Here is a 25,522-nt window from a genome sequence, read left to right as displayed (position 1 = left end):
TTGTGGCGAGGCTTGGCAAGCGGCCTTACACTCAGACCACTACTGCTGCCATGGGTTCGCCATGTCGATTCAAGATGAAGATGACCGCCGCGAATACTATCGTATCGACGATACGATCGCACTGGAATTCACCCCGTTGTCAGGCGCCGAGGCCCTGGCCAGCGACGAGCTTCATGACACCTCGCCTCTGTTCAACCTGCTCAGTGAACTGCACCTGCTGGACTTCGAGTCGCAGCATTTGTTGCGCCATATCAGCGAGCGCGACCGCACCCTGGCCAACTACCTCAAGGTAATCAACAAACGCATCGACCTGCTCGGCCAGGCCGTCGCACAGAGCCTGTTGCGCGATATCGGCACGCCGAGACGGGTCTGCCTGTCCGAGGGCGGGGTGAGCTTCAACAGCAGCCAAAGCCTCGTCATCGGCACCCACCTGGCGATCAAGATCGTGCTGATGCCGCAGGCACTGGGTCTGCTATTGAGAGCCAAGGTCATACACTGCCAGGCACTCGACGAGCAACAGTTCGAGATCGGCACCGAGTTCGAAGCCTTGACCGACGCACAGCGCCAGTTACTGGCCCGGCATATCTTCCAACGCCAAGCCTTGGAGCGCCGCCAGGCCCGTGAACAGCCCCAGCCTCAGTGACGAGAACCCTATGCCACGTCTTTTCCTTGCACTAATAATGTTGTGCCTGCCGTTCGGCGCTATCGCCGAAAACCTGCAGATCCCCCTCGGCGAGCAAGGCGCCGCCACCGTTGCACTGCCCCAGCATGGTGAATCGCAGCGCTCGGTACTGGAGCGTTTCGGCCTGGCCGATGAAGAACACCGCGCAGTCGGCAGCCCACCAATTAGCCGCTGGGATTACCGCGAGTTCAGCGTGTACTTCGAGTACGACCACGTCATCAACAGCGTGCGCCACCATCAACCGCGCACCAGCTACCCGGCGAAGGAGCAACCGTGACCCTGATCTACGGCCATCGCGGCGCCAAAGGCGAAGCACCGGAGAACACCCTGATTAGCTTCCAACAATGTCTGGAGCATGGTGTGCGCCGCTGCGAACTGGACCTGCACCAGTCGCGCGACGGCGAGTTGATGGTAATTCACGACCCGACCCTAAAGCGCACCACCGGCCATCGCGGCAAGGTGGTTGAACACGACGCCGCTGAACTGGCCAACTATGACGCCCGCAAAGGCGGGCCTGGCTGGAAGACCCCGTGCCCGATTCCACGCCTGGTCGAGCTGTTCGAGCAATGCGACTTCGAGCACTGGCAACTGGAAGTCAAAAGCGCCTCGAAAGTCCGTGCCGCGCGGTTGGTCGAAGCGATTGCCGAGCTGACCGCACGATATGGCCTGACCGATAAAGTCACGGTCACCTCAAGCTCACGGGAAGTCCTGAGTGCACTCAAACGCCTGGCACCGCAGCTTGCCCGCGGCCTGGTGGCGGAATATGCCTGGCTCGACCCGCTGAAAGTGGCCCAGCACTATGACTGCAGCCTACTGGCGCTGAACTGGACCCTGTGCACTCCGGAGCGCCTGCTCAAAGCGCAGAAAGCCGGCTTGCATGTCTCGGTCTGGACGGTCAACGAACCGGCACTGATGCGCCGACTCGCCGATTTCGGCGCGGACAGCCTGATTACCGACTATCCGGGCCTCGCGGTGCAGACGCTGCAGCCGCACACGTAGGCCGGACCGCGCAAACTGAGCGCCGCGAAGCCTGACATGCAGAGCTCGCGGCTGCCGGATGGATAATCCTCTCTGCAAAGCAGGCAATAAAAAACCGGCCACAGTGGGCCGGTTTTTTATTGCTGCCTGGTCAGAAACTCTCCCGGTTAGGCCAGCGCCACGCCGAAGAGTCACTGAACGGATCTTCCCCGACCGGCTCAGGCCACCGATCGGAGCCGGTCAAAAAAGCCGGTTGAGACCGTCGAACGCCGCCACCCGATAGGCTTCAGCCATGGTCGGGTAGTTGAAGGTGGTGTTAACGAAGTACCTGAGGCTGTTGGCCTCACCCTTCTGGTTCATGATCGCCTGACCGATATGCACGATCTCCGAAGCCTGATAGCCGAAACAGTGCACGCCTAGCACTGCGAGCGTTTCGCGGTGGAACAGGATCTTCAGCATGCCGACCGGCTCGTTGGAGATCTGCGCCCGCGCCATGCTCTTGAAGAATGCCTTACCCACCTCATAGGGGATCTTAGCCTGGGTCAGCTCGCGCTCGTTCTTGCCGATCGAGCTGATCTCCGGAATGGTGTAGATTCCGGTCGGCACATCATCGACAAAACGCCAGCTGTCGTTCTCAACGATATTGCCAGCAGCCGAGCGTCCCTGGTCGTAGGCCGCACTGGCCAAACTCGGCCAGCCAATCACATCGCCAGCAGCGAAGATATTCGACACCTCGGTACGGTAATTCTGGTCGACTTCTACCTGCCCGCGGCTGTTGACCTTGATGCCGATGTTTTCCAAGCCCAGCTTATCGGTGTTGCCGGTTCGGCCGTTGCACCAGAGCAAGGCGTCGGCTTTGATCTTCTTGCCCGACTTGAGATTCAGGATCACACCGTTGTCGACACCCTCGATGCTTTCGTACTCTTCATTGTGGCGAATCAGTACATTGTTATTACGCAGGTGATAGCTCAGCGCATCGGAGATTTCCGCATCGAGAAAACTGAGCAATTGATCACGGTTGTCGATCAGATCGACCAGTACCCCGAGACCGCTGAAGATCGACGCATATTCGCAACCAATGACCCCCGCCCCATAGATAATCAGCCGCCGCGGCGTGTGACTGAGGGTCAAAATGGTGTCGCTCTCGTACACCCGCGGATGGTTAAAATCGACATCCGCCGGACGATAGGGGCGCGAACCGGTAGCAATGATGATCTGCTTGGCCACCAGCTTTTCCACCACGCCATTGGCGCAGACCACGTCGATAGTCTGGTCGTCGGCGAAACTGCCAGTGCCGAAGAACAAGTCGATGCGATTGCGCGCGTAGTATCCGGTGCGCGAGGCCACCTGCTTGCTGATCACCCGCTCGGCACTTTTGAGCACATCGGGGAAGGAAAACCAGCGCGGCTCGCCGATCTGACGAAACATCGGGTTGGTATTGAATTGCATGATCTGGCGCACCGAATGGCGCAAGGCCTTGGACGGGATGGTGCCCAGGTGGGTGCAGTTGCCGCCGACCTCGCGGCGGCTATCAACCACCGCCACCTTGCGCCCCGCCTTGGCGGCGTTCATTGCCGCGCCCTCACCCGCCGGGCCAGAACCCAGCACCACTACATCGTAGTTGTAGACCGCCATGTTTACTCCTTCAGATCACACCGGAGGGCTTGTGCCGCACTCTCGGCAGGGCCAGTACTGCATCAGCAGCCTGGCAATCAATACTTGATAACAGCCTGACATGCAGGCCGGCGAATGGCGATTAGCGCTTGGTCGCGTCGTAGGCGAGCTCGCGGGTATTGGTCTCGGCCGGCGAGCTGTTGACTTCTTCGCACTTCTCGCGACTCCCACCGCAAATCGAGCACTCTTTCTCGATACCCAGATTGGCAATACCACCACAGGAACCGGCTATCGGTTTACCCCCCATGATCACGCCAACTGCCATCAGCGACACCACCAACAGCATGGTGAAAAATACGATCAACCAAATCATTGCTCTTCTCCTGCAGCGAACAGCTGCTCGAAAGCCGTGGTACTCCGTGTGACGAAGCCCTCGCCCTCACGGGTCACGAAAAATGCCGCGATGCCGGCCTGCTCAGCGTAGGCAAAACCTTGCTCGGGCCCCAGCACCATCAACAATGTAGACAAGCCATCGGCGCGTAAGGTCGATGGATCGGCGACTGTCACCGCCGCCAACTTGTGGGTGATAGGCGCGCCGGTGTGCGGATCAAGCGTATGCGAGTAGCGCACGCCATTTTCCTCGAAATAATTACGGTAATCACCCGAGGTGGAAATACCGTAACCATCCAGTTGCAGAATCCTCTGTGCGACTCGCTGATCATCGCGTGGCGCCTCGATGGCAATGCGCCAGGGCTGCCCATCCGGCTTGTTGCCGACGGCCTTGAGTTCCCCGGTGACGTCCACCAGATAATTAGAGACACCCAATTCAGCTAGGCGAGCGCTTATTTTATCGACCGTGTAACCGGCGGCGATACTGTTGAGATCCAACTGCAGATCGACATCCTTGCACAGTTGCTGCCCGTCAATGCGCAGATGCCGATAACCACTGCGTTGACGCGCCTCAACCAATTGCTCAGCGCTCGGCACACGCTCGACCCGCGCCTGCGGACCGAAGCCCCATAGGTTGAGCAAGGGTTCGAGAGTGGGATCAAACACGCCGTCACTTTCCCTGGCCAACTGCAGACCCGTGCGCACAACCTCGAGCATCCCTGCGGGAACCGCCATACAGCTGCCCGCTGGCGCTCGGTTGAACGCGGAGATAACCGAGTCGTCTCGGTAGGTGGACATCTGCTGGTCGACTTCGGCAAGAACCGCCTCGGTCTCGTCCTTGAGGGTCAGCCCATCGGCAACGCCTTCGCCGGTGACATATTTGACCGAATAGGTGCTACCCATAGTGGGGCCGCCGAACTCTTCGACCGTCTCAGAATGCAAACAGCCCGTTAGGGCTGCCGCAAGAGCGACAGCGATAACGGGCTGGAATACCACTAACTTCATGCTTAGCCGCCGAAGTCGTCGAGCAGGATATTCTCCTCCTCCACACCCAGGTCGACCAACATCTTGATCACGGCGGCGTTCATCATCGGTGGGCCGCACATGTAGAACTCGCAATCTTCCGGAGCCGGATGCTCCTTCAGGTAGTTCTCGAACAGCACGTTGTGGATGAAGCCCTTCATGCCGGACCAATTGTCTTCCGGCAGTGGATCGGACAACGCCAGGTGCCACTTGAAGTTGGGGTTCTCTACCTGCAACTGGTCGTACTCTTCCACGTAGAAGGCTTCACGCATGGAGCGTGCGCCATACCAGAAGCTGATCTTGCGCGTCGACTTGAGGCGCTTGAGCTGGTCGAAGATGTGCGAACGCATCGGCGCCATACCGGCGCCACCACCGACGAAGATCATCTCGGCATCGGTGTCCTTGGCGAAGAACTCACCAAACGGACCGTACACGGTGACCTTGTCGCCAGGCTTGAGGCTGAAGACCCAGGAGGACATCTTGCCCGGTGGCAGATCGTCCTTGCCCGGTGGGGGTGAGGCAATACGGATATTGAACTTCACCAGCCCGACTTCTTCCGGGTAGTTGGCCATGGAAAAGGCACGGATCGTGGTCTCTTCGACCTTGGACACGTACTTCCACTGGTTGAACTTGTCCCAGTCGCCGCGATACTCCTCCTGAATATCGAAGTCCTTGTAATGCACTTTGTGCGGCGGACATTCCAGCTGGACATAGCCACCCGCGCGGAAGTCGACGTTCTCGCCTTCCGGCAATTTCAGCGTCAGCTCCTTGATGAAGGTGGCCACGTTCGGATTGGACAACACCGTACATTCCCACTTCTTCACGCCGAAGACTTCTTCCGGCACCTCGATCTTCATGTCCTGCTTGACCGGAGTCTGGCAGGACAGACGCCAGCCAGCCTTGGCTTCGCGGCGAGTGAAGGCAGCTTCTTCGGTCGGCAGCATTTCGCCGCCGCCGCTTTCCACTACGCACTTGCACTGAGCACAGGTGCCACCGCCGCCACAGGCGGACGAGAGAAAGATATTGTTGGACGCCAGGGTCTGCAGCAGCTTGCCGCCAGCAGGTACCACAATAGTTCTTTCGCCATTGATCTCGATGCTCACATCACCGCTGGAAACCAGCTTGGCGCGCGCAGCCAGAATAACCAGCACCAACGCCAGCACGATGCCGGTGAACATGCCAATGGCGAGAAAGATTTCGTAATTGATCATCTATTCATCCCGTCCTTACAACTGCACGCCGGAGAAGGACATGAAGCCCAGAGACATCAGACCGATGGTGATAAAGGTGATGCCCAACCCCTGTAGACCTGCCGGTACGTCGCTGTACTTGAGCTTCTCGCGAATGCCTGCCAATGCAGCAATCGCCAGCGCCCAGGACAGACCTGAACCGAAGCCATAAACGGTACTTTCCGCCAGGTTGTAGTCACGTTCCACCATAAACAGGGTGCCGCCCATGATGGCGCAGTTAACCGTAATAAGCGGCAGGAACACGCCGAGGGCGTTGTACAGCGCGGGCACGTACTTATCCAGAAGCATCTCGAGGATCTGCACGATGGCGGCGATCACGCCGATATAGCTGAGCAGCCCGAGGAAGCTCAGATCGACTTCCGGCAAGCCGGCCCAGGCCAGCGCACCGTCCTTCAACAAGTAGGTGTAGATCAGGTTGTTCGCAGGCACGGTGATGACTTGCACCACGATCACCGCGATACCCAGACCGATCGCCGTTTCTACTTTCTTCGAAATAGCGATGAAGGTGCACATGCCGAGGAAGAAGGCCAACGCCATGTTCTCGACGAACACCGCCTTGGCCAGCAGGCTGATGTAATGCTCCATTAATAGGCCTCCTTATTCGATACTTGCGGTGCCATCTTGAAGCTCGGCTGTTCGACCTGCTCTCTCTTCCAGCTGCGCAAGGCCCAGATAAACAGGCCGATCAGGAAGAATGCCGAAGGTGGCAACAGCAGCAGACCGTTAGGCTGATACCAGCCACCATCGTTGATCACCGGAATGATTTCGAAGCCCATCAGCTTGCCACTGCCAAACAGCTCGCGAACGATGCCCAGCATGATCAGCATGGCGCTGTAACCAATACCGTTACCGATACCGTCGAAGAACGACAGCACCGGCGGGTTCTGCATGGCAAAGGCCTCGGCACGGCCCATCACGATGCAGTTGGTGATGATCAGACCGACGAACACCGATAGCTGCTTGGACAGACTATAGGCATAGGCCTTGAGCACCTGATCCACCACGATCACCAGCGAGGCGATGATCACCATCTGCACGATCATGCGGATAGAGCTAGGGATCTGGCTGCGAATCATTGAAATAAACAGGTTGGAAAAACCTGTCACCAGGGTCAGGGCAATCGACATCACCAGTGCGGTCTGCAGGTTGGTGGTCACCGCCAGGGCGGAACAGATACCAAGAATCTGCAGGCCAATGGGGTTGTTATTGAAGATTGGGTCCAGCAGTACTTGTTTGATCGTGGGTTGCGACATGATCAAGCCTCCCCTGCACGCAGGTTAGCGATAAACGGGCCGAAGCCATTCTGGCCAAGCCAGAATTTCAGCAGATTGTCCACGCCCTTACTGGTCAAGGTCGCGCCGGCCAATGCATCGACCTGATGCACCGCCTTCGGGCTTTGTGGGTCGACGCCGCCTTTGACGACCGCCACGGCAAGTTTGCCGTCCTGGTCAAACAGAGTCTTGCCTGGCCACTGGCCTTTCCACTTCGGGTTATCCACTTCGCCACCCAGGCCCGGGGTCTCGGCATGCTGATAGAAGCCCATGCCAGCCACGGTATTAAGATCGCCCTTAAGTGCAATAAAACCGTACAGCGTTGACCACAAGCCATAACCGCGTATTGGCAGAATCACGGTGTCGACCTGGCCATCCTTTTCCACCACATACACCGTGGTGTAATGCTCCAGACGCTTGATCGAAGCGATATCCTGCTTAGCCGGCAGAACGCTGGAAAGCTTGGGATCCTTCGAGGATTTCAGCGGATCGAAGGTCACTGGATCCTTGGCATCGGAGAACTTGCCGCTTCGCAGATCCACGAGCTTGGCGGTAATGGTGCCTTTGAACATGTCTTTGACTTGCGCACTCGACATACTCGCATCGCCCAGCCCGGCGATAGCCAGGATGCTGCGCTGTTTATCCAGCAGACGGTTGCTCACCTGAGTCGGCTTGAGCGCCACAGCGGCGCCGGCGACGAACACCGAGCACACCAGGCAAACCAGCAGGGCCACCGTCAACGTGCGGGCGGTAGATTCTTTTTGACTAGACATTGCGTGCCAGCCTCCGCTTGATATTGGCTTGAACGACGAAGTGGTCGACCAGCGGTGCGAACAGGTTGGCGAACAAAATCGCCAGCATCATGCCTTCCGGGAATGCAGGGTTGACCACGCGGATCAACACCACCATGACGCCGATCAAGACACCGAAAATCCACTTGCCGGTATTGGTCATGGACGCCGACACCGGGTCGGTGGCCATAAAGAACATACCGAAGGCAAACCCACCGACGACCAGATGCCAGTACCACGGCATGGCGAACATCGGATTGGTGGTCGAACCGAGGGTATTGAACAGCAGGCTGAGGCCGATCACACCCAGCATCACTCCGGCGACGATGCGCCAGGAGGCGATCTTGGTAATCAACAGCACAGCGCCGCCAATCATGATCGCCAGCGTGCTGGTTTCGCCCAAAGAACCATGGATGGTGCCGACGAAGGCGTTCATCCAGCTGATGCCATTGCTCAGTACGTTCTCGATGCCGCCGGCGGCGGCCAGGCTCAGCGAGGTCGCGCCAGCGAAGCCGTCGACCGCAGTCCAGACCGCATCACCCGACATCTGCGCCGGGTAGGCGAAGAACAGGAAGGCACGACCGGTCAGCGCCGGGTTGAGGAAGTTCTTGCCAGTACCGCCGAACACTTCCTTGCCAATCACCACACCGAAGCTGATACCCAGCGCCACCTGCCACAACGGAATGCTGGGCGGCAAAATCAGGGCGAACAGCACGGAGGTGACGAAGAAACCTTCGTTGACTTCATGCTTGCGGATCGAGGCAAACAGCACTTCCCAGAAACCGCCAACGATGAAAATCACCGCATAGACCGGCAGGAACCAGGCAGCACCCTGGATGAAGTTATCCCACAGGCTGTTTGGGTCGAAACCGGCCAGCGCGCTGATCACCGCGAAGTGCCAGCCTTCCTGCGCTGCCAACAGCTCGGGGCTGCCGGCGAAAATCAGGTTGGCCTGGTAACCGGTGTTCCACATACCGAAGAACATCGCCGGGAAGGTGCACAACCAGACGATGATCATCATGCGCTTGAGGTCAATGCCGTCACGCACGTGGGCAGTGGTTTTGGTCACGCTACCGGGGCGATAGAGGAAGGTGTCGAGCGCCTCGTACAAGGCGTACCACTTCTCGTACCTACCACCCTTCTCGAAGTTGTGCTCGATCTTGTCGAGGAATTCGCGAATACCCATGGGTTAACCCTCCTTCTCGATACGGGCGAGGTTATCGCGCAGGATCGGGCCGTATTCATATTTGCCAGCACAGACATAGCTGCACAGCGCCAGATCTTCTTCGTCGAGTTCGAGACAGCCTAGCTTCTGGGCCATTTCGGTATCACCAACGATCAGGTAGCGCAGCAGTTGCGTCGGCAGTACATCCAGCGGCATCACTTCTTCGTAGTTGCCGACCGGCACCATGGCCCGCGGGCTGCCGTTGGTCGTGGTGGAAAACGCGAACTTCTTCGCCGCCGCCAACTTGGAAACAAAAACATTCAACACCGAATGCTTGTTCACCCCGGCGCGCAGGTAATGCAGCATCTCGCGGTCATTACCCTCTGCCAGGCACGACACCTGCAGGTGATAACGCCCCAGATAGGCAAAAGCACCCTGGGCGGTACGCCCGCCAAGCACCGAACCGGAAACCACGCGGTTAAAACCAGACTGCAATTGACCTGCGGTCAGCTCATCCAGACTGGCGCCCAGGCGAGTACGCAACAGACGTGGCTGCTCAACCACCGGACCTGCCAGGGCGACTACACGCTCGACCCACAACTGCCCGGTCGCGAACAACTTGCCGACGGCAATCACGTCCTGATAGTTGATCGTCCAGACACTCTTGCTGGCATTGACCGGATCGAGAAAGTGGATATGGGTGCCTGGCAGACCAGCCGGATGCGGACCGGCAAACGCCTCGGTCTGCACCTTGCTCAGCTGCTCACCCGGCAGGCTGCTGCCAGCGGCCTTGCACAGGAATACCTTGGCCAGATTGCTCAGCACCTTGAGACCGTTTTCGAAATCAGCGGCATATTCGCCGATGACCACCACTGGATCAGCCGCCAACGGCTGGGTATCCATGGCTGCGACGAAAATAGAGCGGGGCACTGCATCTACCGCTGGCACCTTGCTGAACGGACGAGTGCGCAGTGCGGTCCAGAGACCAGACTGCAGGAGGTTTTCACGCACCTGCGCATCACTCAAATCGTCCAGCTGCGTCAGTGGATAGCTGGCAAAGGTCACTTGCTCATCGCCGTCCAGGTCGATCACCAGCGACTGCAGCACACGCTTCTCACCACGATGAATCGCACTGACCACCCCGGCGCCTGGCGCAGTGTAATCAACCCCTGCCGACCTCTTATCGGAGAACAGCACTTGACCGAGTTTGACTCGATCGCCGACCTGCACCTGCATTGTCGGCTTCATATCGTGATAATCGAAGCCGACGATGGCGACACTGCGTACCGGCCTTGCAGCCTCTATACGCTGCGCCGGCGCGCCTGTTATGGGCAAATCAAGCCCATGTTTCAATTTGATCATAGGTTTGCCTAACCACTGATTTATAAGCTTTTTTAAAAAACGGGCGGCATCTGGATGCTTAATAGCCATACCCACACCAATAACGTGATTGGCGCGGGTAATGATGCCGAGCGCGGGTAAAAAATCCGTTTGATTATAAAGATGCGCCCCCCAACTGACCACCCAAGCGCTTGCTTTTTTTGGGGTTTCTGCAATAGGCCGAAACTGACGACTACTTGACTCAAAATGCCGCGTTGATGACATTTAAATACCGCGCCCCAAGGATGCTCACCATGCGCCGACTATTGCTCCTTGCCTCCTTGTTCCTGCTCAGCCCTACCCTGCTTGCCAGCTCTGACGAGCGCTTGCGCCAAGCGGATTTCGCGCCACATATAACCCTGGAGCGAGCCAACCTGGAGCGCAAAAACCAAAGCGTTCTGCGCTACCTGTGGGTCGACGTCTACGCCGCCGCCCTCTATGCAGAACCCAATGTCAGTGCAGCCCAGGCCCTTGACCGTCAACGCAGCATTCGCCTGGAACTCTATTACTTCCGCAAAATCCTGCGCAGCGACGTGATCGAGGCCGCCTGGACCACACTGAGAAGACAATATGACCAGGCTACGCTCGCGCGCCTGCGCAATGAACTGAACGCCTTTCACGCCAATTTCCTGGACATCAATCCAGGCGACCGCTACGCCCTCAATTACAGCGCTGACAGTGGCCTGAGCCTGGAACGCAACGGCAAAACCGCCTTTGCCAGCAGCAACCCGGAACTGGCCAGCGCCTACCTGGGCATCTGGCTGGCGCCCAACGGGCTCTCGGATAGCCTGCGCAACAGCCTGCTCAGCGACTAACCGACAAGCCCGAATAAAAAAACGGGAGCCAAGGCTCCCGTTTTTTCTTCAATCGCCGCTAGCGCTTAGCGCGGAAAAGCCGGTGGATTGACTCCAGCCATGTCTTCCATCACGCGAACTACCTGGCAGCTGTAGCCGAACTCGTTGTCGTACCAAACGTACAGGACAACGCGATTGTCATTGCAGATGGTCGCCTCCGCATCCACCACACCGGCGTGACGCGAGCCGACGAAGTCGGTGGAGACCACCTCCTGGGAATTGACGAAGTCGATCTGCTTGTGCAGATCCGAGTGCAGCGCCATGTAGCGCAGGTACTCGTTCATCTCTTCACGGGTCGCGGGCTTTTCCAAGTTCAGGTTGAGGATGGCCATGGACACGTTCGGCGTCGGTACGCGAATGGCATTCCCGGTCAACTTGCCCTTGAGTACTGGCAGCGCCTTGGCAGCCGCAGTGGCGGCACCGGTCTCGGTGATCACCAGGTTCAGCGCGGCACTACGACCACGACGACTGCCCTTGTGGAAGTTGTCTATCAGGTTCTGGTCGTTGGTGTACGAATGCACGGTTTCGACATGACCATTGATGATGCCGTATTTATCATTCACCGCCTTGAGCACCGGCACGATGGCATTGGTGGTGCAGGAGGCCGCAGAAACGATCTTGTCGTCAGCCGTGATGTCGCCATGGTTGATCCCATGCACGATGTTCTTCAACGCGCCCTTGCCCGGCGCGGTCAGCACCACGCGATCGATGCCAGGACAGGCCAGATGCTGGCTCAGGCCCTCGGCGTCACGCCACACACCGGTGTTATCCACCAGCAGCGCGTTGTCGATACCGTACTGGGTGTAATCCACCTCGCTTGGTGACTTGGCGTAGATCACCTGAATCAGGTTGCCATTGGCGGTGATGGTGTTGTTTTCCTCGTCGATGACGATGGTGCCGTCAAACGGACCGTGAACTGAGTCACGACGCAGCAGACTGGCGCGCTTGTCCAAATCGTTATCAGCGCCCCTGCGCACGACAATCGCCCGCAGACGCAGGCCATCACCGCCACCGGTTTTCTCAATCAGGATGCGTGCCAGCAGACGACCGATACGACCGAAACCGTAGAGCACCACGTCGGTGCCCTTGCTGGCCACGACATTCTGCTGACCGGCTACCGGCTCCAGTTCGTCACGCACGAACTGCTCGATGCTGCGGCCATTGGCCGCGTCCAGGTACCTGGCCATCATGCGGCCTAAATCCACGGAAGCGGCGCCCAACTTGAGTTCGCTCATGGTCTTGAGCATCGGGAAAGTGTCATGCACCGACAGCTCGGCATCGCCATCCAGACGGTGGCGTGCGTAGCGGTGGGCTTTGAGAATCTGAATGACCGAACGGTTGATCAGGCTACGACCGTAGATCGAGGTGACTACGTTGTTGTTGCGGTAGAGCTGGCCAATCAAGGGAATCATCGCTTCTGCGAGGGCTTCTCGATCGATCCACTCACCGAGACACTGGTCGGGATTCTGATTCACGGGCAGTACCTTCCACATGTAGGGGCTGAAAAAAGGGGCTACATTATGACGGCGTAGACAATCGCCGGCAATCTGCAACGGACGAAACACTGACAGCAACTAGCGCGGATAGTTACAATCGCGGGCCATGTCGCCATGACCGTGAGCCGCCCGTGCCTGTACCGCCCGTGTCCATAATGCGCCTACCGTCCCTGCCCGCCACCGCCGGAAAACAGCACTGGGGCAACCTGCCCGGCGCTGCCTTGAGCCTGGCGATTGCCGAAGCCGCCAGCGCTGCCAAACGCTTTACTCTGCTGCTGACCGCCGACAGCCAGAACGCCGAGCGCCTGCAGCAGGAGCTGAGTTTCTTCGCCCCGGAGTTGCCGGTGCTGCACTTTCCCGACTGGGAAACCCTGCCCTACGACCTGTTTTCACCGCACCAGGACATCATTTCCCAGCGAATTTCCGCGCTCTATCGCCTGCCAGGACTGAAACATGGCGTCCTGGTAGTGCCAATCACCACCGCCCTACATCGCCTGGCCCCCAAGCGTTTTCTGCTCGGCAGCAGCCTGGTGCTGGACGCCGGCCAGAAACTCGACGTCAACGACATGCGCACCCGCCTGGAAGCGGCAGGCTACCGCTGCGTCGACACGGTCTACGAACACGGCGAATTCGCCGTGCGTGGCGCCCTGATCGATCTGTTCCCGATGGGCAGTGACCAGCCGTTTCGCATCGACCTGTTCGACGATGAGATCGAAACCCTGCGCACCTTCGATCCAGAAACCCAACGTTCGATCGACAAGGTCGAGTCGATCAAGCTGCTGCCGGCCCGCGAATTCCCCCTGGAAAAAAAGGCCGTCAGCGATTTCCGCGGACGCTTTCGCGAACGTTTCGACGTGGATTTCCGCCGTTGCCCGATCTACCAAGACCTGTCCACCGGCATCACCCCGGCCGGCATCGAGTACTACCTGCCGCTGTTTTTCGAAGAAACCGCGACCCTGTTCGACTACCTGCCACAGGACACCCAGGTATTTTCCCTGCCTGGGGTGGAAAAAGCCGCCGAGCACTTCTGGAGCGACGCACGCAACCGTTATGACGAGCGCCGGGTCGATCCCGAGCGTCCGCTGCTGCCGCCAGCCGACATCTTCCTGCCGGTGGAAGACTGCTTCGCCCGCCTGAAAGACTGGCCACGGGTCGTCATCAGCCAGGAGGACATTGAACCCGGCGTCGGCCGCCAGCGCTTCAATGCGCAGCCCCTGCCCGACCTGGCGATCCAGGCCAAGGCCAGCGAACCACTGGCCGCTCTGCGCCGCTTTATCGAAGAATACCCAGGCCGCATACTGTTCTGCGCCGAGTCCGCCGGACGGCGCGAAGTGCTACTGGAATTGCTCGCCCGCCTCAAGCTCAAGCCCAGGGAAGTGGCCAACTGGCCGGAGTTCACGGCCGGCAAGGAGCGCCTGGGTATCACCATCGCCCCGCTCGACGACGGCCTGCTGCTCGACGACCTGGCCCTGATCGCCGAAAGCCCGCTGTTCGGCCAACGGGTGATGCAACGCCGCCGCCGCGAGAAGTCGCGTGACGGCGGCGACAATGTGATCAAAAACCTCGCCGAACTGCGCGAAGGTGCGCCCGTGGTGCATATCGATCACGGCGTCGGTCGCTACCTGGGCCTGATCACCCTGGAGATCGACGGCCAGGCTGCCGAGTTCCTCGCGCTGATGTACGCCGAGGAAGCCAAACTCTATGTGCCGGTCGCCAGCCTGCACCTGATCGCCCGCTACACCGGCAGCGACGACGCCCTGGCCCCATTGCACCGCCTCGGCTCGGAAATCTGGCAGAAAGCCAAACGCAAGGCCGCCGAACAAGTGCGCGACGTGGCGGCCGAACTGCTCGACATCTATGCCCGTCGTGCCGCCCGCGAAGGTTACGCCTTCGCCGACCCACAGCTCGATTACGCAACCTTCAGCGCCGGCTTCCCCTTCGAGGAAACCCCGGATCAGCAAACCGCCATCGATGCGGTGCGCGACGACATGCTCACCGCCAAGCCGATGGATCGCCTGATCTGCGGCGACGTCGGCTTCGGCAAGACCGAAGTGGCCATGCGCGCCGCCTTTATCGCCGTGCACAGCGGTCGCCAGGTCGCCGTGCTGGTGCCCACCACCTTGCTCGCCCAGCAGCACTACAACAGCTTTCGCGACCGCTTCGCCGACTGGCCGGTGAATGTCGAGGTGATGAGTCGCTTCAAGAGCGCCAAGGAAATCGCTGCGGCCATGCAGCAACTGACCGAGGGCAAAGTCGACATCGTCATCGGCACCCACAAGCTGCTGCAGGGTGACGTCAAATTCAACAACCTGGGCCTAGTGATCATCGATGAGGAACACCGTTTCGGCGTGCGCCAGAAGGAACAGCTCAAGGCCCTGCGCAGCGAAGTGGATATCCTCACCCTCACCGCCACGCCGATCCCGCGCACCCTGAACATGGCCGTGGCGGGCATGCGCGACCTGTCGATCATCGCCACCCCGCCAGCGCGCCGGTTGTCGGTGCGCACCTTCGTCATGGAGCAGAACAACCCGACCATCAAGGAAGCACTGCTGCGCGAACTGCTGCGTGGCGGCCAGGTCTACTACCTGCACAACGATGTGAAGACCATCGAGAAATGCGCGGCCGACCTTGCCGAACTGGTGCCGGAGGCGCGCATCGGCATCGGCCACGGGCAGATGCGCGAGCGCGAGCTGGAACAGGTGATGGGCGACTTCTACCACAAGCGCTTCAACGTGCTGATCGCCTCGACCATCATCGAGACTGGCATCGACGTGCCCAGCGCCAACACCATCATCATCGAGCGCGCCGACAAGTTCGGCCTGGCCCAGTTGCACCAGCTGCGCGGCCGGGTCGGGCGCAGCCACCACCAGGCTTACGCCTACCTGCTGACGCCACCGCGCAAGCAGATGACCGACGACGCGCAGAAGCGCCTCGAGGCGATCTCCGGCGCCCAGGACCTGGGCGCCGGTTTCCTCCTGGCCACCCACGACCTGGAAATCCGCGGCGCCGGCGAGCTGCTCGGCGACGGCCAGAGCGGGCAGATCCAGGCGGTCGGCTTTACCCTGTATATGGAAATGCTCGAGCGCGCGGTCAAAGCCATCCGCAAGGGCGAACAACCCAACCTCGAGCAACCGCTGGGTGGCGGCCCGGAAATCAACTTGCGGGTAGCGGCGCTGATCCCGGAAAACTACCTGCCGGACGTGCATGCCCGGCTGATCCTCTACAAACGCATCGCTTCGGCCGCCGACGAAGACGGCCTGAAAGAGCTGCAGGTGGAGATGATCGACCGCTTCGGCCTGCTGCCGGAACCAACCAAGAACCTGGTGCGCCTGACCCTGCTGAAATTGCAGGCGGAAAAGCTCGGCATCAAGAAGGTCGACGCCGGCCCGCAAGGCGGTCGCATCGAATTCGCCGCCGACACCTGCGTCGATCCGCTGACCCTGATCAAACTGATCCAGGGCGCCCCGGCTCGCTACAAGTTCGAAGGCGCCACAATGTTCAAATTCCAGGTGCCGATGGAGCAGCCGGAACATCGATTTAATACCCTGGAAGCGCTGTTCGAGCGCCTGACTCCCTCTGCGTAAGGACTGACCCATGCGCGCACTCCGCACCCTGGCTTTGCTGCCGCTTATCCTGTTCTCGCTACTGAGCAGCACTGCCGCCTTGGCCGAGACCATGTATCAGGTTGAAGTCATCGTCTTCCGGCAAACAACGCAGCAACTAGCCGCCGCGCGCCCCGCCCCCGACGATTGGGCACAAGGCGCATTGCCAATCGACCCCAACCAGGAGCGCGCCACCTCGCTGAATAATGAAGCGGGCAAACTCACCCCGGCGAACGGCTATAACGTGCTACTGCACAAAGCCTGGGCGCAGAGCATCGGCACCAGCCCCGCCAGCGTGGCGCTGAGCACAGGCACTGAACAATTCGGGCATTTCCCGGTAGAAGGCACCCTGAATCTCAAGCAGGATCGCCTCATCGACCTGGACGCCAAGCTGTGGGTCAACCGCTTCGATGACAGCGGCCTGCTTAGCAGCAGCGAACTGATCAAGCACAGCGTGCGCCTGCAAAGCGGCGAACTGACCTACCTCGATCACGGCAGCCTCGGCCTGCTGGTGCGCATCAACCCGCTTTAAACGGTACCCATGGCGTCTTGCCTGCACAAAAAAAGGGCCGCGATAGCGACCCTTTTGTTCACAGCCAAAATACTCAGCCGGCCAGCACATTGGCCAAGACGGCCTTGACCCGGTCCATGCCCTCGTCCAAGGCCCGCTCGATGGCGGCCATGGTAATCAACACATTGGATTTACCCGCTGCCGGGTTCACCACCAACGCCAGACAGGCATAAGGCAACGCCAGCTCCCGCGCTAGAACCGCCTCGGGCATGCCGGTCATACCGACGATATCGCAACCGTCACGTTCCATTCGGGCGATCTCGGCAACCGTCTCCAGGCGCGGCCCCTGAGTGCAGCCATAGACCCCCTGCGCGCTAAAAGCGCAACGCTCGGCAGCTAGCGCTCCGGCCAGTTTTTCCCGCAACCCAGCATCGTAAGGGTGGCTGAAATCCACATGGGTGACATGTTCCAACTCACCCTCATAAAAGGTGTGCTCACGCCCCGAGGTGTAGTCGATTATCTGGTGCGGCAGACAGAAATGCCCAGTGCCCATGGCCGCCTGGATGCCACCAACCGCATTCACCGCAATAATCGCCTTGGCACCCGACTGCCGGAGCGCCCAGAGATTAGCGCGATAGTTCACCTGATGCGGCGGGATCCGGTGCGGGTGTCCATGGCGGGCAAGAAACAACACTTCCCGGCCGGCATACTCACCCCGCAATACCGGTGCCGAGGGAGCACCGTAGGGTGTATCAACATGCAGCGCAGCTTTAATGGTCAACCCATCAAGCCGGGTCAAACCAGTACCGCCGATTATGGCGTAGACAGTCATCAAACTCTCCTCAGTCGATTAATTGCGCGGCGCGTAACGCGCCGACTGCTTCCAGCCATCGCGGGCTCTGCCGATATTCCATACCAGGGAAAGCCTGGCGACGCATACGTGCCAAACCTGGTGGAGTGACCACCTGCAAACGCTGTAATGCGCTCAGCGCCAACTCCGCGGCCGCGCGATCATTGCAGACCAACCCCATGTCGCAGCCCGCTGTCAGTGCCGCTTCGATGCGACAAGCCGCGTCACCCACCACATGGGCCCCGGCCATCGACAAATCATCGCTGAAAATCACCCCGGTGAACTGCAACTCACCACGCAGAATTTCCTGCAACCAGCGCCGCGAGAAGCCTGCAGGCTGGTCATCGACCTGCGGGTAGATCACATGCGCCGGCATCACCGCGGCCAACTGCCGACTCAATTGAGCGAACGGCTGCAGATCGCAGGCGCGAATTTGCTCGAGGCTGCGCTCATCCACTGGAATCGCCACATGGGAGTCGGCCTCGGCCCAGCCATGCCCGGGAAAATGCTTGCCTGTCGCAGCCATACCTGCCGCGCTCATGCCGCGAATAAACGCTGCGGCCAACTGTGTCACACGCAGTACATCTGCCTCAAAGGCCCGACTGCCAACCACGGCACTGCGCTGATGATCCAGATCCAACACCGGCGCAAAGCTCAGATCCAGACCCGCGGCCAACACTTCGATGGCCATCAACCAGCCACAGTGCTCAGCCAAGACGTCGGCATTAGCGTTATCAGCAATTGCCCGCATAGCCGGTAACCGTACAAAACCCTGACGCAGACGCTGCACCCGCCCGCCCTCCTGATCGACGGCCAGGAGCAGATCCGGGCGTACCGCGCGAATCGCGGCCGACAACTCGCGCACCTGCCTCGGGTGCTCGATATTGCGCCCGAACAGGATCAAGCCAGCCACTTCGGGCTGGCGCAGGATCTGGCGATCCTCGGCGGTCAACCAAGTGCCGGCGATATCCAGCATCAACGAGCCTTGCAGGGGTGAACTCACAAATAATCCTTAACTAAAGTGACGCCGCTGCCCAGAGCGGACAGGCCGCCTCATCGATGCGCACGGCACATTGCACAGGGACGAGCGGGAACAGCGACAGCAGATCGGCATTGCGGAGCCGCACACAACCGTGGGAGCGCGGCACGCCCATGGGCTCAGTGTCCGGCGTGCCGTGTAAATAGATATAGCGGCGGAAGGTATCGACCTCCCCTAGTCGATTGCGCCCCACCTCACAACCACTGAGCCAGATGATCCGCGTGAGAATCCAGTCGCGCCCGGGGAATTGCGCAGCCAGAGCCGGCGACCAGACCTCGCCCGTCCAGCGACGGCCTCGCAATACCGCCCTCAGCGGCAAGCCTTCGCCGATCTTCGCCCGCACTCGATGCAACCCACGCGGCGTGCAGCCGGAGCCATTCAGCTCGCCCGGACCATTGAGGGCGGTAGACACAGGCAGGCGCAATATCAACTGCCCGTCGGCAAAACCGTACAGGCACTGATCAGCGAGAGAGAGATGTAGAAAGTCGAGGTCGCGCATGGGCGACTAGCTTAGCGGATCGGGCTGGCCAAGCCCACAAGCGCGACATCAAACCTTGGCGGGTAGGCCAGCGCTCTTGACGCGCGGCTTGAGTTGAGCGGCGGCCAGCACCTCATCGCTCACACCGCTTTCCGAACGCATGCCAGCCGCCAGGAATGGCACCATCATGCGCATGACCTGCTCGATCGAGGTGCTCACCCCGAAGTCGGTCTCGGCCATGGCGCGCAATGCCTTGATCCCGGACATGCTGAATGCCGCAGCGCCGAGCATGAAATGCACGCGCCAGAACAACTCAAGCGGAGGGAGACGCGGTGCGGCTTCATGCACCAGGAGCATGTAATGGCGGAAGACTTTGCCATACACCTCTTCCAGATATTTGCGCAGGTGGCCCTGGCTCTGGCTGAAGGCCAAACCCAACAGACGCATGAATATCGACAAGTCGTTGCCACTACGCGGTTTCACGGCCAGCGCCTGATCCACCAACAACTCGAGTAATTCCTCAAGACTGACCTTCACTTCCTGCTTGGCCTGGCGACGGTCCAGCTCGCGCTCGAGGCTGCTGCAGAAAGGACCGAGAAAGCGCGAGAACACGGCCTGGATCAGCGCTTTTTTGGAACCAAAATGATAGTTCACCGCTGCCAGGTTGACTCCAGCCTTGCTGGTGATCAGCCGTAATGAAGTTTCCGCGAAACCTTTTTCTGCGAACAACTGCTCCGCTGCATCGAGAATGCGTTCAACGGTTTCCGACTGAGCCATGACTACCTACCTGACAAACACTTGTTTGAAACATACGTTTCGACCCACCATCTTGTCAAGTCACGCAAGCCATTATATGGCCGGACAGTCATGGATCAGCAGCAAACAACAGCTGATGTGCTCGTCAGTTCAGCAAGTAACCCGCAGAGCGGATCAAACAACAAGCAGCGCATTTAAGCCAAGAAGAAAAATGGAGGATTGCCAACCCTCGATCACTGTATATAATCCCAGTCACTGTATAAAAAGACAGAGTCCAACATGCTGAAACTGACGCCACGCCAAGCTGAAATTCTCGCCTTCATCAAGCACTGCCTTGACGACAACGGCTATCCGCCAACCCGTGCGGAAATCGCTCAGGCACTTGGTTTCAAGTCACCCAATGCCGCAGAGGAACACCTCAAGGCCCTGGCCCGCAAAGGGGCCATCGAAATGACCCCCGGCGCCTCACGTGGCATTCGCATCCCTGGCTACGAACCTAACAACGCGGAAGAGGGCTTACCCGTGATCGGCCGCGTCGCCGCCGGCGCACCCATTCTAGCGCAGCAGAATATTGAAGACTCATGCCGGATAAACCCCGAGTTTTTCCACCCCAAGGCCGACTACCTGCTACGCGTGCGCGGCATGAGCATGAAGGACATTGGTATTATCGACGGGGACCTGCTCGCCGTGCACACCACCCGCGAAGTGCACAACGGGCAAATAGTGGTAGCCCGCATCGATGACGAAGTGACGGTCAAGCGCTTCAAGCGCGAAGGCAACAAGGTCTGGCTGATTGCCGAAAATTCCGAGTTCGCCCCCATTGAAGTAAATCTGGAAGAGCAGGAGCTAATTATCGAAGGTTTAAGTGTCGGTGTTATCCGTCGTTAACAGACTCCAGCAACCTGAACCCGGCAGTGATCACCCACGACTGACCAAGATGGACACACGCAGTGGAGCCAAGCAATAGTCGAAGGCAGTGCAACCACAGCAGGTCAAAAGAGCTACTTCCCTCGCTAAACGTGCACCTGCCTCGCTTCACTCAGCCACTCAGGTTTCGTTCAGGCGGGTCACGCAATGGCTGTGAGGCCGCTTTAAACGCCCCTAGCTTTGACACCAAGAGGGCAAACCGCAGGTAGTTTCCCACCGCCTGCCAGAGGAGGTTCTATGCAGTCCCCACAGTCACTAAAGCGTACACAGTTACCACTATTCGAGGGGCTGATGGCTTCAGCAGTGACGCCACGGCTGAATCAGATTGTGGCGTCACCCTGGCAGGAGAACCCCGAAGCCTTCAGTGAAATGTCGCTACGAGGTACTGCAGGTCACTGCCTGAACCTGCTCGCGCCAATTCTCCGCGAGCTGAGCCAGAACAAAGATGCGCGCTGGCTGAGCCTGATTGCCCCGCACAGCAGCCTGACGCAAACCTGGCTGCGCGAAGCCGGCCTCAACCGCGAGCGCATTCTGTTACTTCATCCAAGGGGCAAACAAAGTGCCTTGCAACTGGCACAGGAGGCACTGAAGCTGGGCCGTAGCCATACAGTCGTCAGCTGGCTTCACCCTCTTGAACAGTATGCTCGGGAGCAACTGGAGCAGGCCGCACGACAGGGCAAGGCGCAAAGCCTCAACATCAGTCTGGGGTAAAATTCGCGGGCAATGGCACAAGGACTGTGCATGAGACGACACCATCAACCAGGCACATGGACCAGCCACAACACCTAGAACCAGCTGCTGAAAGCACTATCAGCGTCGAGACAACCCACCCGCAATCAGTGCAGCACACGCGGGCCTTGTGCGTGGTCAAAATCACCTTCAGCCAATTTCCCCGCCATTTGCACGCCGACACTGAGCATAGCCTTGGCTACCTCGATGTGCTGACCCTGGAGGAATTCCTTGGCATCAGCAGAAAAATCCAGCACCACCAAGGTTTCTTCGTCTTCTGCACGACGCAGTGCAATGCGCCCATCGGGCAACTCGACGATCTCAAGGTAGGATGTAGGCATAGGGCTGGCTCTCCACGAAAGGCCGGTATTATAACAGTCGCCCAAGGCTCACCCTAGACCGCTTATCCAAACTCGACTCACCACTCACTCAACGACTCGCGAAAGCGCTTGGCCAACCCCTGCAACTCCTGTCGCCAAACCTCCAGCGTTTCACGCGCCAGTGGCGGCTCCTCCTGATCCAGGCTAACCGCCACGATCAAGGGAGTGCGCGGGTCGACCTTGACCTTTTTCGCCGCCTGCGGCGGCTGAAACAGTTCGCCATAAGCCTTCAGCAGCTGAGCCAGCCAGGTTTCCGGCTGCTGCGCCAACTCGATAAGCTCGGCCAACTCAGGACTGGGAGCAGCATCCAGCAGTGCCTTGTCCAGCAACTGCTCGGCCCGTGCTGCATTACTTTCAGGCAAGCGATAGTAACCGGCAATCTCGTGACACAGACCCAGCAGCGCCCCATAGAGATGGAATAGCGCAGCCTCACGCCCAGCTTGTATCAGGGCCAAAGAATTGACTGCTCGCCCCTCTTGCGCAGCGCGCCAGGACTCCAGCGACAGACCGGCATAGAAGAGCTTCTGGTTGGTACGGGTGTACAGTTCATGGGCCATCAAGGCGCCCTCCACTACGGACCGATCAAGCCACTATACGCGCGCCTGCTGACTGCAGACGCGCACCTTGTCCCGATCATCCCTTCTCTTCGACCTTCCACTTGCCGCCATCATAGAAGGCACGCCAGCCAGTAGGCTTGCCATCGACCTCAGTCTGCACGTACTGCTCTTTAGTCTTGCGACTGAAGCGAATAACCGCAGCGCGACCTTCAGGGTCTTTCTTCGGCGCATCACAGAGGAAGTGATACTTCGGGTCGATTTCGGCCTTGTGCGGGATCAGTTCCAGCACCAGCGGCGCACGGGTCTCGCGATTTTTCGGGAACTGACTGGCCGCCAGGAACAAACCCGCGGCGCCGTCGCGCAAGATATAGGTGTCATTGACCTTCTCGCACTTGAGCTCCGGCATCTTCACCGGGTCCATCTTCGGCGGAGCGGCTTCACCGCTTTTCAGCAGTTTGCGGGTGTTCTTGCACTCAGTGTTGGTGCAACCGAAGAACTTGCCGAAACGCCCGGTCTTCAGCTGCATCTGGCTGCCGCACTTGTCGCACTCCAGGCTTGGGCCTTCGTAACCCTTGATCCGGTATTGACCCTGTTCGATCTCGTAGCCCGTGCAATCCGGGTTGTTGCCACAGATATGCAGCTTGCGCGTCTCGTCGAGCAGATAGGCATCCATGGCGGTGCCGCACTTGTCGCAGCGATGCTTGCCGAGCAGCACCAGCGACTCCGACTCGCCCTCATCGTCCGCGGCGACTTCATCGCCAGGCACCAGATTGATGGTCGATTTGCAGCGCTCTTTCGGCGGCAACGCATACCCGGAACAACCGAGGAAAACTCCGGTGGAGGCAGTCCGTATCATCATCGGCCGACCGCACTCACGGCATGGGATATCGGTCGGCGTCGGCAAGTTGGCACGCATGCCACTGTCGCTGGCCTCGGCCACTTCGAGCTTCTTCTTGAAGTCGCCATAGAACTCGTCGAGCACATGCTTCCACTCGCGCTCGCCCTGGGCCACATCATCCAGGTTCTCTTCCATGCCGGCAGTAAAGCCGTAGTCCATCAGGTTGGAGAAACTTTCGCTCAGACGTCCGGTAACGATGTCGCCCATCTTTTCCGAATAGAAGCGCCGGTTGTGCAGTGCGACATAGCCGCGATCCTGAATGGTCGAGATGATTGCCGCATAGGTCGACGGACGACCGATACCGCGCTTCTCCATCTCCTTGACCAGGCTGGCTTCTGAATAACGTGCCGGCGGCTTGGTGAAATGCTGACTCGGATCGAGCTTTATCAGTTTGATCGCATCGCCCTTGGCCATGTCCGGCAAGACATCGTCGTCGCCCGGCTTGCTCATTTGTGGCAATACCCGGGTGTAACCGTCGAACTTGAGAATGCGGCCCTTGGCGCGCAATTCAAACTGCGCGGCGGTGACGGTCACGGTAGTCGACAGGTACTCGGCAGGCGGCATCTGGCATGCCACGAACTGGCGCCAGATCAGCTCGTACAGGCGCTCGGCGTCACGCTCCATTTTGCTTAGCTGGGTTGGTTTGAGGTTGACATCAGACGGACGAATCGCCTCGTGCGCCTCCTGCGCGCCTTCCTTGCTGCTGTAGGCAATCGGGTTGGCCGGCAAGTATTTCTTGCCGAACTCGCCCTCAATGAAGTCACGCACCATGCTCACGGCATCGGCCGACAGGTTGGTCGAGTCGGTACGCATGTAAGTTATGTAACCGGCCTCGTACAGACGCTGGGCCATCATCATGGTCTTCTTCACCCCGAAGCCCAGACGGTTGCTCGCCGCCTGCTGCAGGGTGGAGGTGATGAACGGTGCCGACGGTTTGCTGCTGGTCGGTTTGTCTTCACGCTTGGTAATGCTGTAGCTAGAGGCCTCGAGCGTAGCCAGGGCGGCCATCGCTTGAGTCTCGTCCAGCGGTTTGAAAGCAGCGCCGTTTTCGCGGGCCACCTCGAAGCGCACATTGGCGCCCTTGGCCGTGCCGAGATCGGCGTGCACGTCCCAATATTCTTCAGGAACGAAGGCGCGAATCTCGGTCTCGCGCTCGACCACCAACTTCACTGCCACCGACTGCACCCGGCCCGCCGAAAGACCACGCGCAATCTTGGCCCACAGCAATGGTGAAACCATGTAACCCACTACACGGTCGAGGAAGCGCCGCGCTTGCTGGGCATTGACCCGATTGATGTCCAACTCGCCCGGTTTGGAAAAGGCCTCTTGAATGGCCTTCTTGGTGATCTCGTTGAATACCACGCGCTTGTAGCGGCTGTCGTCGCCACCAATTGATTCGCGCAGGTGCCAGGCAATAGCTTCCCCCTCGCGATCCAAGTCGGTTGCGAGATAGATGGTGTCGGCATCCTTGGCCAATCGGCGCAGTTCTTCGACAACCTTTTCCTTGCCCGGGAGGATTTCGTACTTGGCCTTCCAGCCCTGCTCGGGATCGACCCCCATGCGCGCCACCAGTTGGCGTTTGGCCTTTTCCTTGGGCGACAACGCCGGCACTTCACCAGCCGCCGCCTTGCCCCGCTTGACCGGTTCTTTGTTAGCACTTGCAGAACCGCTGGTAGGCAGGTCACGAATGTGGCCGATGCTCGACTTCACCACGTACTGGTCGCCCAGATACTTGTTGATGGTCTTGGCCTTGGCCGGGGATTCCACGATGACCAGCGATTTGCCCATGGATTGGAAAATTCCTGAAATTCGATAAATGAAAGGCGAGAGGCGCCATACAGACTGTAGAAAATAGTGCGTATCAATAACTGGCGAGGTGAATTCAACCGAAGAGGCGGAGT

Annotated in this window: 25 protein-coding genes; 8 read left to right on the top strand and 17 right to left on the bottom strand. The window is 59.3% G+C overall.

The window, feature by feature from the left end; genetic code table 11:
• The first annotated feature begins 61 nt into the window (after nucleotides 1-61).
• From B2D37_RS04835 to B2D37_RS04825, 3 genes are read left to right on the top strand one after another with little or no spacing between them, the layout of a single operon-like run.
• Nucleotides 62-643: a PilZ domain-containing protein gene (locus B2D37_RS04835; RefSeq protein ID WP_079201652.1), complete on the top strand. Its 582-nt coding sequence runs from the start codon at nucleotides 62-64 to the stop codon at nucleotides 641-643.
• A gap of 10 nt (nucleotides 644-653) precedes the next feature.
• Entirely contained in the window at nucleotides 654-959 is a 306-nt protein-coding gene (locus B2D37_RS04830; protein WP_079201651.1) for a phosphodiesterase, read from the top strand.
• Nucleotides 956-1,681: a glycerophosphodiester phosphodiesterase gene (locus tag B2D37_RS04825; protein ID WP_079201650.1), complete on the top strand. Its 726-nt coding sequence runs from the start codon at nucleotides 956-958 to the stop codon at nucleotides 1,679-1,681. Before B2D37_RS04830 ends, B2D37_RS04825 begins: the two co-directional genes overlap by 4 nt.
• A gap of 219 nt (nucleotides 1,682-1,900) precedes the next feature.
• On the opposite strand, the gene sthA is transcribed toward B2D37_RS04825, so the two are convergent.
• The 9 genes from sthA to B2D37_RS04780 form a co-directional block, all read right to left on the bottom strand.
• Entirely contained in the window at nucleotides 1,901-3,295 is a 1,395-nt protein-coding gene (sthA, locus tag B2D37_RS04820; protein ID WP_079201649.1) for a Si-specific NAD(P)(+) transhydrogenase, read from the bottom strand.
• A gap of 121 nt (nucleotides 3,296-3,416) precedes the next feature.
• Nucleotides 3,417-3,647, bottom strand: coding sequence for a (Na+)-NQR maturation NqrM (gene nqrM / locus B2D37_RS04815; protein ID WP_079201648.1), 231 nt, complete (start codon nucleotides 3,645-3,647; stop codon nucleotides 3,417-3,419).
• Nucleotides 3,644-4,669 (bottom strand): FAD:protein FMN transferase, encoded by a 1,026-nt coding sequence (locus B2D37_RS04810; RefSeq protein ID WP_079201647.1) that lies wholly within the window; start codon nucleotides 4,667-4,669, stop codon nucleotides 3,644-3,646. The genes nqrM and B2D37_RS04810 overlap by 4 nt, the downstream gene beginning before the upstream one ends.
• Before the next feature lie 2 nt (nucleotides 4,670-4,671).
• Complete coding sequence (gene nqrF, locus B2D37_RS04805) at nucleotides 4,672-5,898, bottom strand: NADH:ubiquinone reductase (Na(+)-transporting) subunit F (protein WP_154067039.1); 1,227 nt, start codon at nucleotides 5,896-5,898, stop codon at nucleotides 4,672-4,674.
• Nucleotides 5,899-5,913: 15 nt separating this feature from the next.
• Nucleotides 5,914-6,522 (bottom strand): NADH:ubiquinone reductase (Na(+)-transporting) subunit E, encoded by a 609-nt coding sequence (nqrE, locus tag B2D37_RS04800; RefSeq protein WP_079201646.1) that lies wholly within the window; start codon nucleotides 6,520-6,522, stop codon nucleotides 5,914-5,916.
• Nucleotides 6,522-7,196: an NADH:ubiquinone reductase (Na(+)-transporting) subunit D gene (locus B2D37_RS04795; RefSeq protein WP_177345182.1), complete on the bottom strand. Its 675-nt coding sequence runs from the start codon at nucleotides 7,194-7,196 to the stop codon at nucleotides 6,522-6,524. The genes nqrE and B2D37_RS04795 overlap by 1 nt, the downstream gene beginning before the upstream one ends.
• A complete protein-coding gene (locus tag B2D37_RS04790) occupies nucleotides 7,193-7,981 on the bottom strand; it encodes a Na(+)-translocating NADH-quinone reductase subunit C (protein ID WP_079201644.1) in 789 nt (262 codons plus the stop codon). Before B2D37_RS04790 ends, B2D37_RS04795 begins: the two co-directional genes overlap by 4 nt.
• On the bottom strand, nucleotides 7,974-9,185 hold the full coding sequence (locus B2D37_RS04785; protein ID WP_079201643.1) for an NADH:ubiquinone reductase (Na(+)-transporting) subunit B: 1,212 nt from the start codon (nucleotides 9,183-9,185) through the stop codon (nucleotides 7,974-7,976). The genes B2D37_RS04790 and B2D37_RS04785 overlap by 8 nt, the downstream gene beginning before the upstream one ends.
• Before the next feature lie 3 nt (nucleotides 9,186-9,188).
• Entirely contained in the window at nucleotides 9,189-10,526 is a 1,338-nt protein-coding gene (locus tag B2D37_RS04780) for a Na(+)-translocating NADH-quinone reductase subunit A (RefSeq protein ID WP_079201642.1), read from the bottom strand.
• Between the two features lie 272 nt (nucleotides 10,527-10,798).
• Between B2D37_RS04780 and B2D37_RS04775 the strand changes: the two genes are divergently transcribed.
• Complete coding sequence (locus B2D37_RS04775) at nucleotides 10,799-11,359, top strand: chalcone isomerase family protein (RefSeq protein ID WP_079201641.1); 561 nt, start codon at nucleotides 10,799-10,801, stop codon at nucleotides 11,357-11,359.
• 65 nt (nucleotides 11,360-11,424) lie between these two features.
• On the opposite strand, the gene B2D37_RS04770 is transcribed toward B2D37_RS04775, so the two are convergent.
• Complete coding sequence (locus B2D37_RS04770) at nucleotides 11,425-12,891, bottom strand: glyceraldehyde-3-phosphate dehydrogenase (RefSeq protein ID WP_079201640.1); 1,467 nt, start codon at nucleotides 12,889-12,891, stop codon at nucleotides 11,425-11,427.
• 149 nt (nucleotides 12,892-13,040) lie between these two features.
• Between B2D37_RS04770 and mfd the strand changes: the two genes are divergently transcribed.
• Both mfd and B2D37_RS04760 read left to right on the top strand, forming a co-directional pair.
• Complete coding sequence (gene mfd, locus B2D37_RS04765) at nucleotides 13,041-16,478, top strand: transcription-repair coupling factor (RefSeq protein WP_079201639.1); 3,438 nt, start codon at nucleotides 13,041-13,043, stop codon at nucleotides 16,476-16,478.
• A 10-nt stretch (nucleotides 16,479-16,488) separates the two neighbouring features.
• Complete coding sequence (locus tag B2D37_RS04760; RefSeq protein ID WP_079201638.1) at nucleotides 16,489-17,028, top strand: CsiV family protein; 540 nt, start codon at nucleotides 16,489-16,491, stop codon at nucleotides 17,026-17,028.
• A gap of 73 nt (nucleotides 17,029-17,101) precedes the next feature.
• Here B2D37_RS04760 and B2D37_RS04755 read toward each other — a convergent pair whose 3' ends face one another.
• Genes B2D37_RS04755 through B2D37_RS04740 form a run of 4 tightly spaced genes read right to left on the bottom strand, consistent with a single transcriptional unit; the run spans nucleotide 17,102 to nucleotide 20,151 of the window.
• The gene (locus B2D37_RS04755) at nucleotides 17,102-17,839 is read right to left on the bottom strand and encodes an S-methyl-5'-thioinosine phosphorylase (RefSeq protein ID WP_079201637.1); all 738 of its coding nucleotides are present in this window, start codon (nucleotides 17,837-17,839) and stop codon (nucleotides 17,102-17,104) included.
• Nucleotides 17,840-17,849: 10 nt separating this feature from the next.
• The gene (gene nagZ, locus B2D37_RS04750) at nucleotides 17,850-18,848 is read right to left on the bottom strand and encodes a beta-N-acetylhexosaminidase (protein ID WP_177345264.1); all 999 of its coding nucleotides are present in this window, start codon (nucleotides 18,846-18,848) and stop codon (nucleotides 17,850-17,852) included.
• 25 nt (nucleotides 18,849-18,873) lie between these two features.
• The gene (locus B2D37_RS04745; RefSeq protein WP_079201635.1) at nucleotides 18,874-19,395 is read right to left on the bottom strand and encodes a L,D-transpeptidase; all 522 of its coding nucleotides are present in this window, start codon (nucleotides 19,393-19,395) and stop codon (nucleotides 18,874-18,876) included.
• Nucleotides 19,396-19,443: 48 nt separating this feature from the next.
• A complete protein-coding gene (locus B2D37_RS04740) occupies nucleotides 19,444-20,151 on the bottom strand; it encodes a TetR/AcrR family transcriptional regulator (protein ID WP_079201634.1) in 708 nt (235 codons plus the stop codon).
• 258 nt (nucleotides 20,152-20,409) lie between these two features.
• Here B2D37_RS04740 and lexA point away from each other — a divergent pair, with 258 nt between their 5' ends.
• Complete coding sequence (lexA, locus tag B2D37_RS04735; RefSeq protein WP_079201633.1) at nucleotides 20,410-21,018, top strand: transcriptional repressor LexA; 609 nt, start codon at nucleotides 20,410-20,412, stop codon at nucleotides 21,016-21,018.
• A 276-nt stretch (nucleotides 21,019-21,294) separates the two neighbouring features.
• Complete coding sequence (gene sulA, locus B2D37_RS04730) at nucleotides 21,295-21,768, top strand: SOS-induced cell division inhibitor SulA (RefSeq protein ID WP_079201632.1); 474 nt, start codon at nucleotides 21,295-21,297, stop codon at nucleotides 21,766-21,768.
• A 125-nt stretch (nucleotides 21,769-21,893) separates the two neighbouring features.
• On the opposite strand, the gene B2D37_RS04725 is transcribed toward sulA, so the two are convergent.
• The 3 genes from B2D37_RS04725 to topA all read right to left on the bottom strand — a co-directional run bounded on the left by B2D37_RS04725 (nucleotide 21,894) and on the right by topA (nucleotide 25,409).
• The gene (locus tag B2D37_RS04725) at nucleotides 21,894-22,127 is read right to left on the bottom strand and encodes a hypothetical protein (RefSeq protein WP_079201631.1); all 234 of its coding nucleotides are present in this window, start codon (nucleotides 22,125-22,127) and stop codon (nucleotides 21,894-21,896) included.
• Between the two features lie 77 nt (nucleotides 22,128-22,204).
• On the bottom strand, nucleotides 22,205-22,723 hold the full coding sequence (locus B2D37_RS04720; protein ID WP_079201630.1) for a DUF6586 family protein: 519 nt from the start codon (nucleotides 22,721-22,723) through the stop codon (nucleotides 22,205-22,207).
• A 76-nt stretch (nucleotides 22,724-22,799) separates the two neighbouring features.
• Entirely contained in the window at nucleotides 22,800-25,409 is a 2,610-nt protein-coding gene (gene topA / locus B2D37_RS04715; RefSeq protein ID WP_079201629.1) for a type I DNA topoisomerase, read from the bottom strand.
• Nucleotides 25,410-25,522: the final 113 nt, after the last annotated feature.

The organism is Pseudomonas sp. CC6-YY-74, from assembly GCF_002025205.1.
Lineage (GTDB): Bacteria > Pseudomonadota > Gammaproteobacteria > Pseudomonadales > Pseudomonadaceae > Aquipseudomonas > Aquipseudomonas paeninsulae.
This window is presented reverse-complemented; position numbering and strand designations above follow the sequence as displayed.

Coding starts and splice junctions, on each gene's coding strand:
- B2D37_RS04835 (WP_079201652.1), top strand. CDS start 62: ATGTCGATTCAAGATGAAGATGACCGCCGCGAATACTATCGTATCGAC.
- B2D37_RS04830 (WP_079201651.1), top strand. CDS start 654: ATGCCACGTCTTTTCCTTGCACTAATAATGTTGTGCCTGCCGTTCGGC.
- sthA (WP_079201649.1), bottom strand. CDS start 3,295: ATGGCGGTCTACAACTACGATGTAGTGGTGCTGGGTTCTGGCCCGGCG.
- nqrM (WP_079201648.1), bottom strand. CDS start 3,647: ATGATTTGGTTGATCGTATTTTTCACCATGCTGTTGGTGGTGTCGCTG.
- B2D37_RS04810 (WP_079201647.1), bottom strand. CDS start 4,669: ATGAAGTTAGTGGTATTCCAGCCCGTTATCGCTGTCGCTCTTGCGGCA.
- nqrF (WP_154067039.1), bottom strand. CDS start 5,898: ATGATCAATTACGAAATCTTTCTCGCCATTGGCATGTTCACCGGCATC.
- nqrE (WP_079201646.1), bottom strand. CDS start 6,522: ATGGAGCATTACATCAGCCTGCTGGCCAAGGCGGTGTTCGTCGAGAAC.
- B2D37_RS04790 (WP_079201644.1), bottom strand. CDS start 7,981: ATGTCTAGTCAAAAAGAATCTACCGCCCGCACGTTGACGGTGGCCCTG.
- B2D37_RS04785 (WP_079201643.1), bottom strand. CDS start 9,185: ATGGGTATTCGCGAATTCCTCGACAAGATCGAGCACAACTTCGAGAAG.
- B2D37_RS04780 (WP_079201642.1), bottom strand. CDS start 10,526: ATGATCAAATTGAAACATGGGCTTGATTTGCCCATAACAGGCGCGCCG.
- B2D37_RS04775 (WP_079201641.1), top strand. CDS start 10,799: ATGCGCCGACTATTGCTCCTTGCCTCCTTGTTCCTGCTCAGCCCTACC.
- B2D37_RS04770 (WP_079201640.1), bottom strand. CDS start 12,891: ATGTGGAAGGTACTGCCCGTGAATCAGAATCCCGACCAGTGTCTCGGT.
- B2D37_RS04760 (WP_079201638.1), top strand. CDS start 16,489: ATGCGCGCACTCCGCACCCTGGCTTTGCTGCCGCTTATCCTGTTCTCG.
- B2D37_RS04755 (WP_079201637.1), bottom strand. CDS start 17,839: ATGACTGTCTACGCCATAATCGGCGGTACTGGTTTGACCCGGCTTGAT.
- B2D37_RS04745 (WP_079201635.1), bottom strand. CDS start 19,395: ATGCGCGACCTCGACTTTCTACATCTCTCTCTCGCTGATCAGTGCCTG.
- B2D37_RS04740 (WP_079201634.1), bottom strand. CDS start 20,151: ATGGCTCAGTCGGAAACCGTTGAACGCATTCTCGATGCAGCGGAGCAG.
- lexA (WP_079201633.1), top strand. CDS start 20,410: ATGCTGAAACTGACGCCACGCCAAGCTGAAATTCTCGCCTTCATCAAG.
- sulA (WP_079201632.1), top strand. CDS start 21,295: ATGCAGTCCCCACAGTCACTAAAGCGTACACAGTTACCACTATTCGAG.
- B2D37_RS04725 (WP_079201631.1), bottom strand. CDS start 22,127: ATGCCTACATCCTACCTTGAGATCGTCGAGTTGCCCGATGGGCGCATT.
- B2D37_RS04720 (WP_079201630.1), bottom strand. CDS start 22,723: ATGGCCCATGAACTGTACACCCGTACCAACCAGAAGCTCTTCTATGCC.
- topA (WP_079201629.1), bottom strand. CDS start 25,409: ATGGGCAAATCGCTGGTCATCGTGGAATCCCCGGCCAAGGCCAAGACC.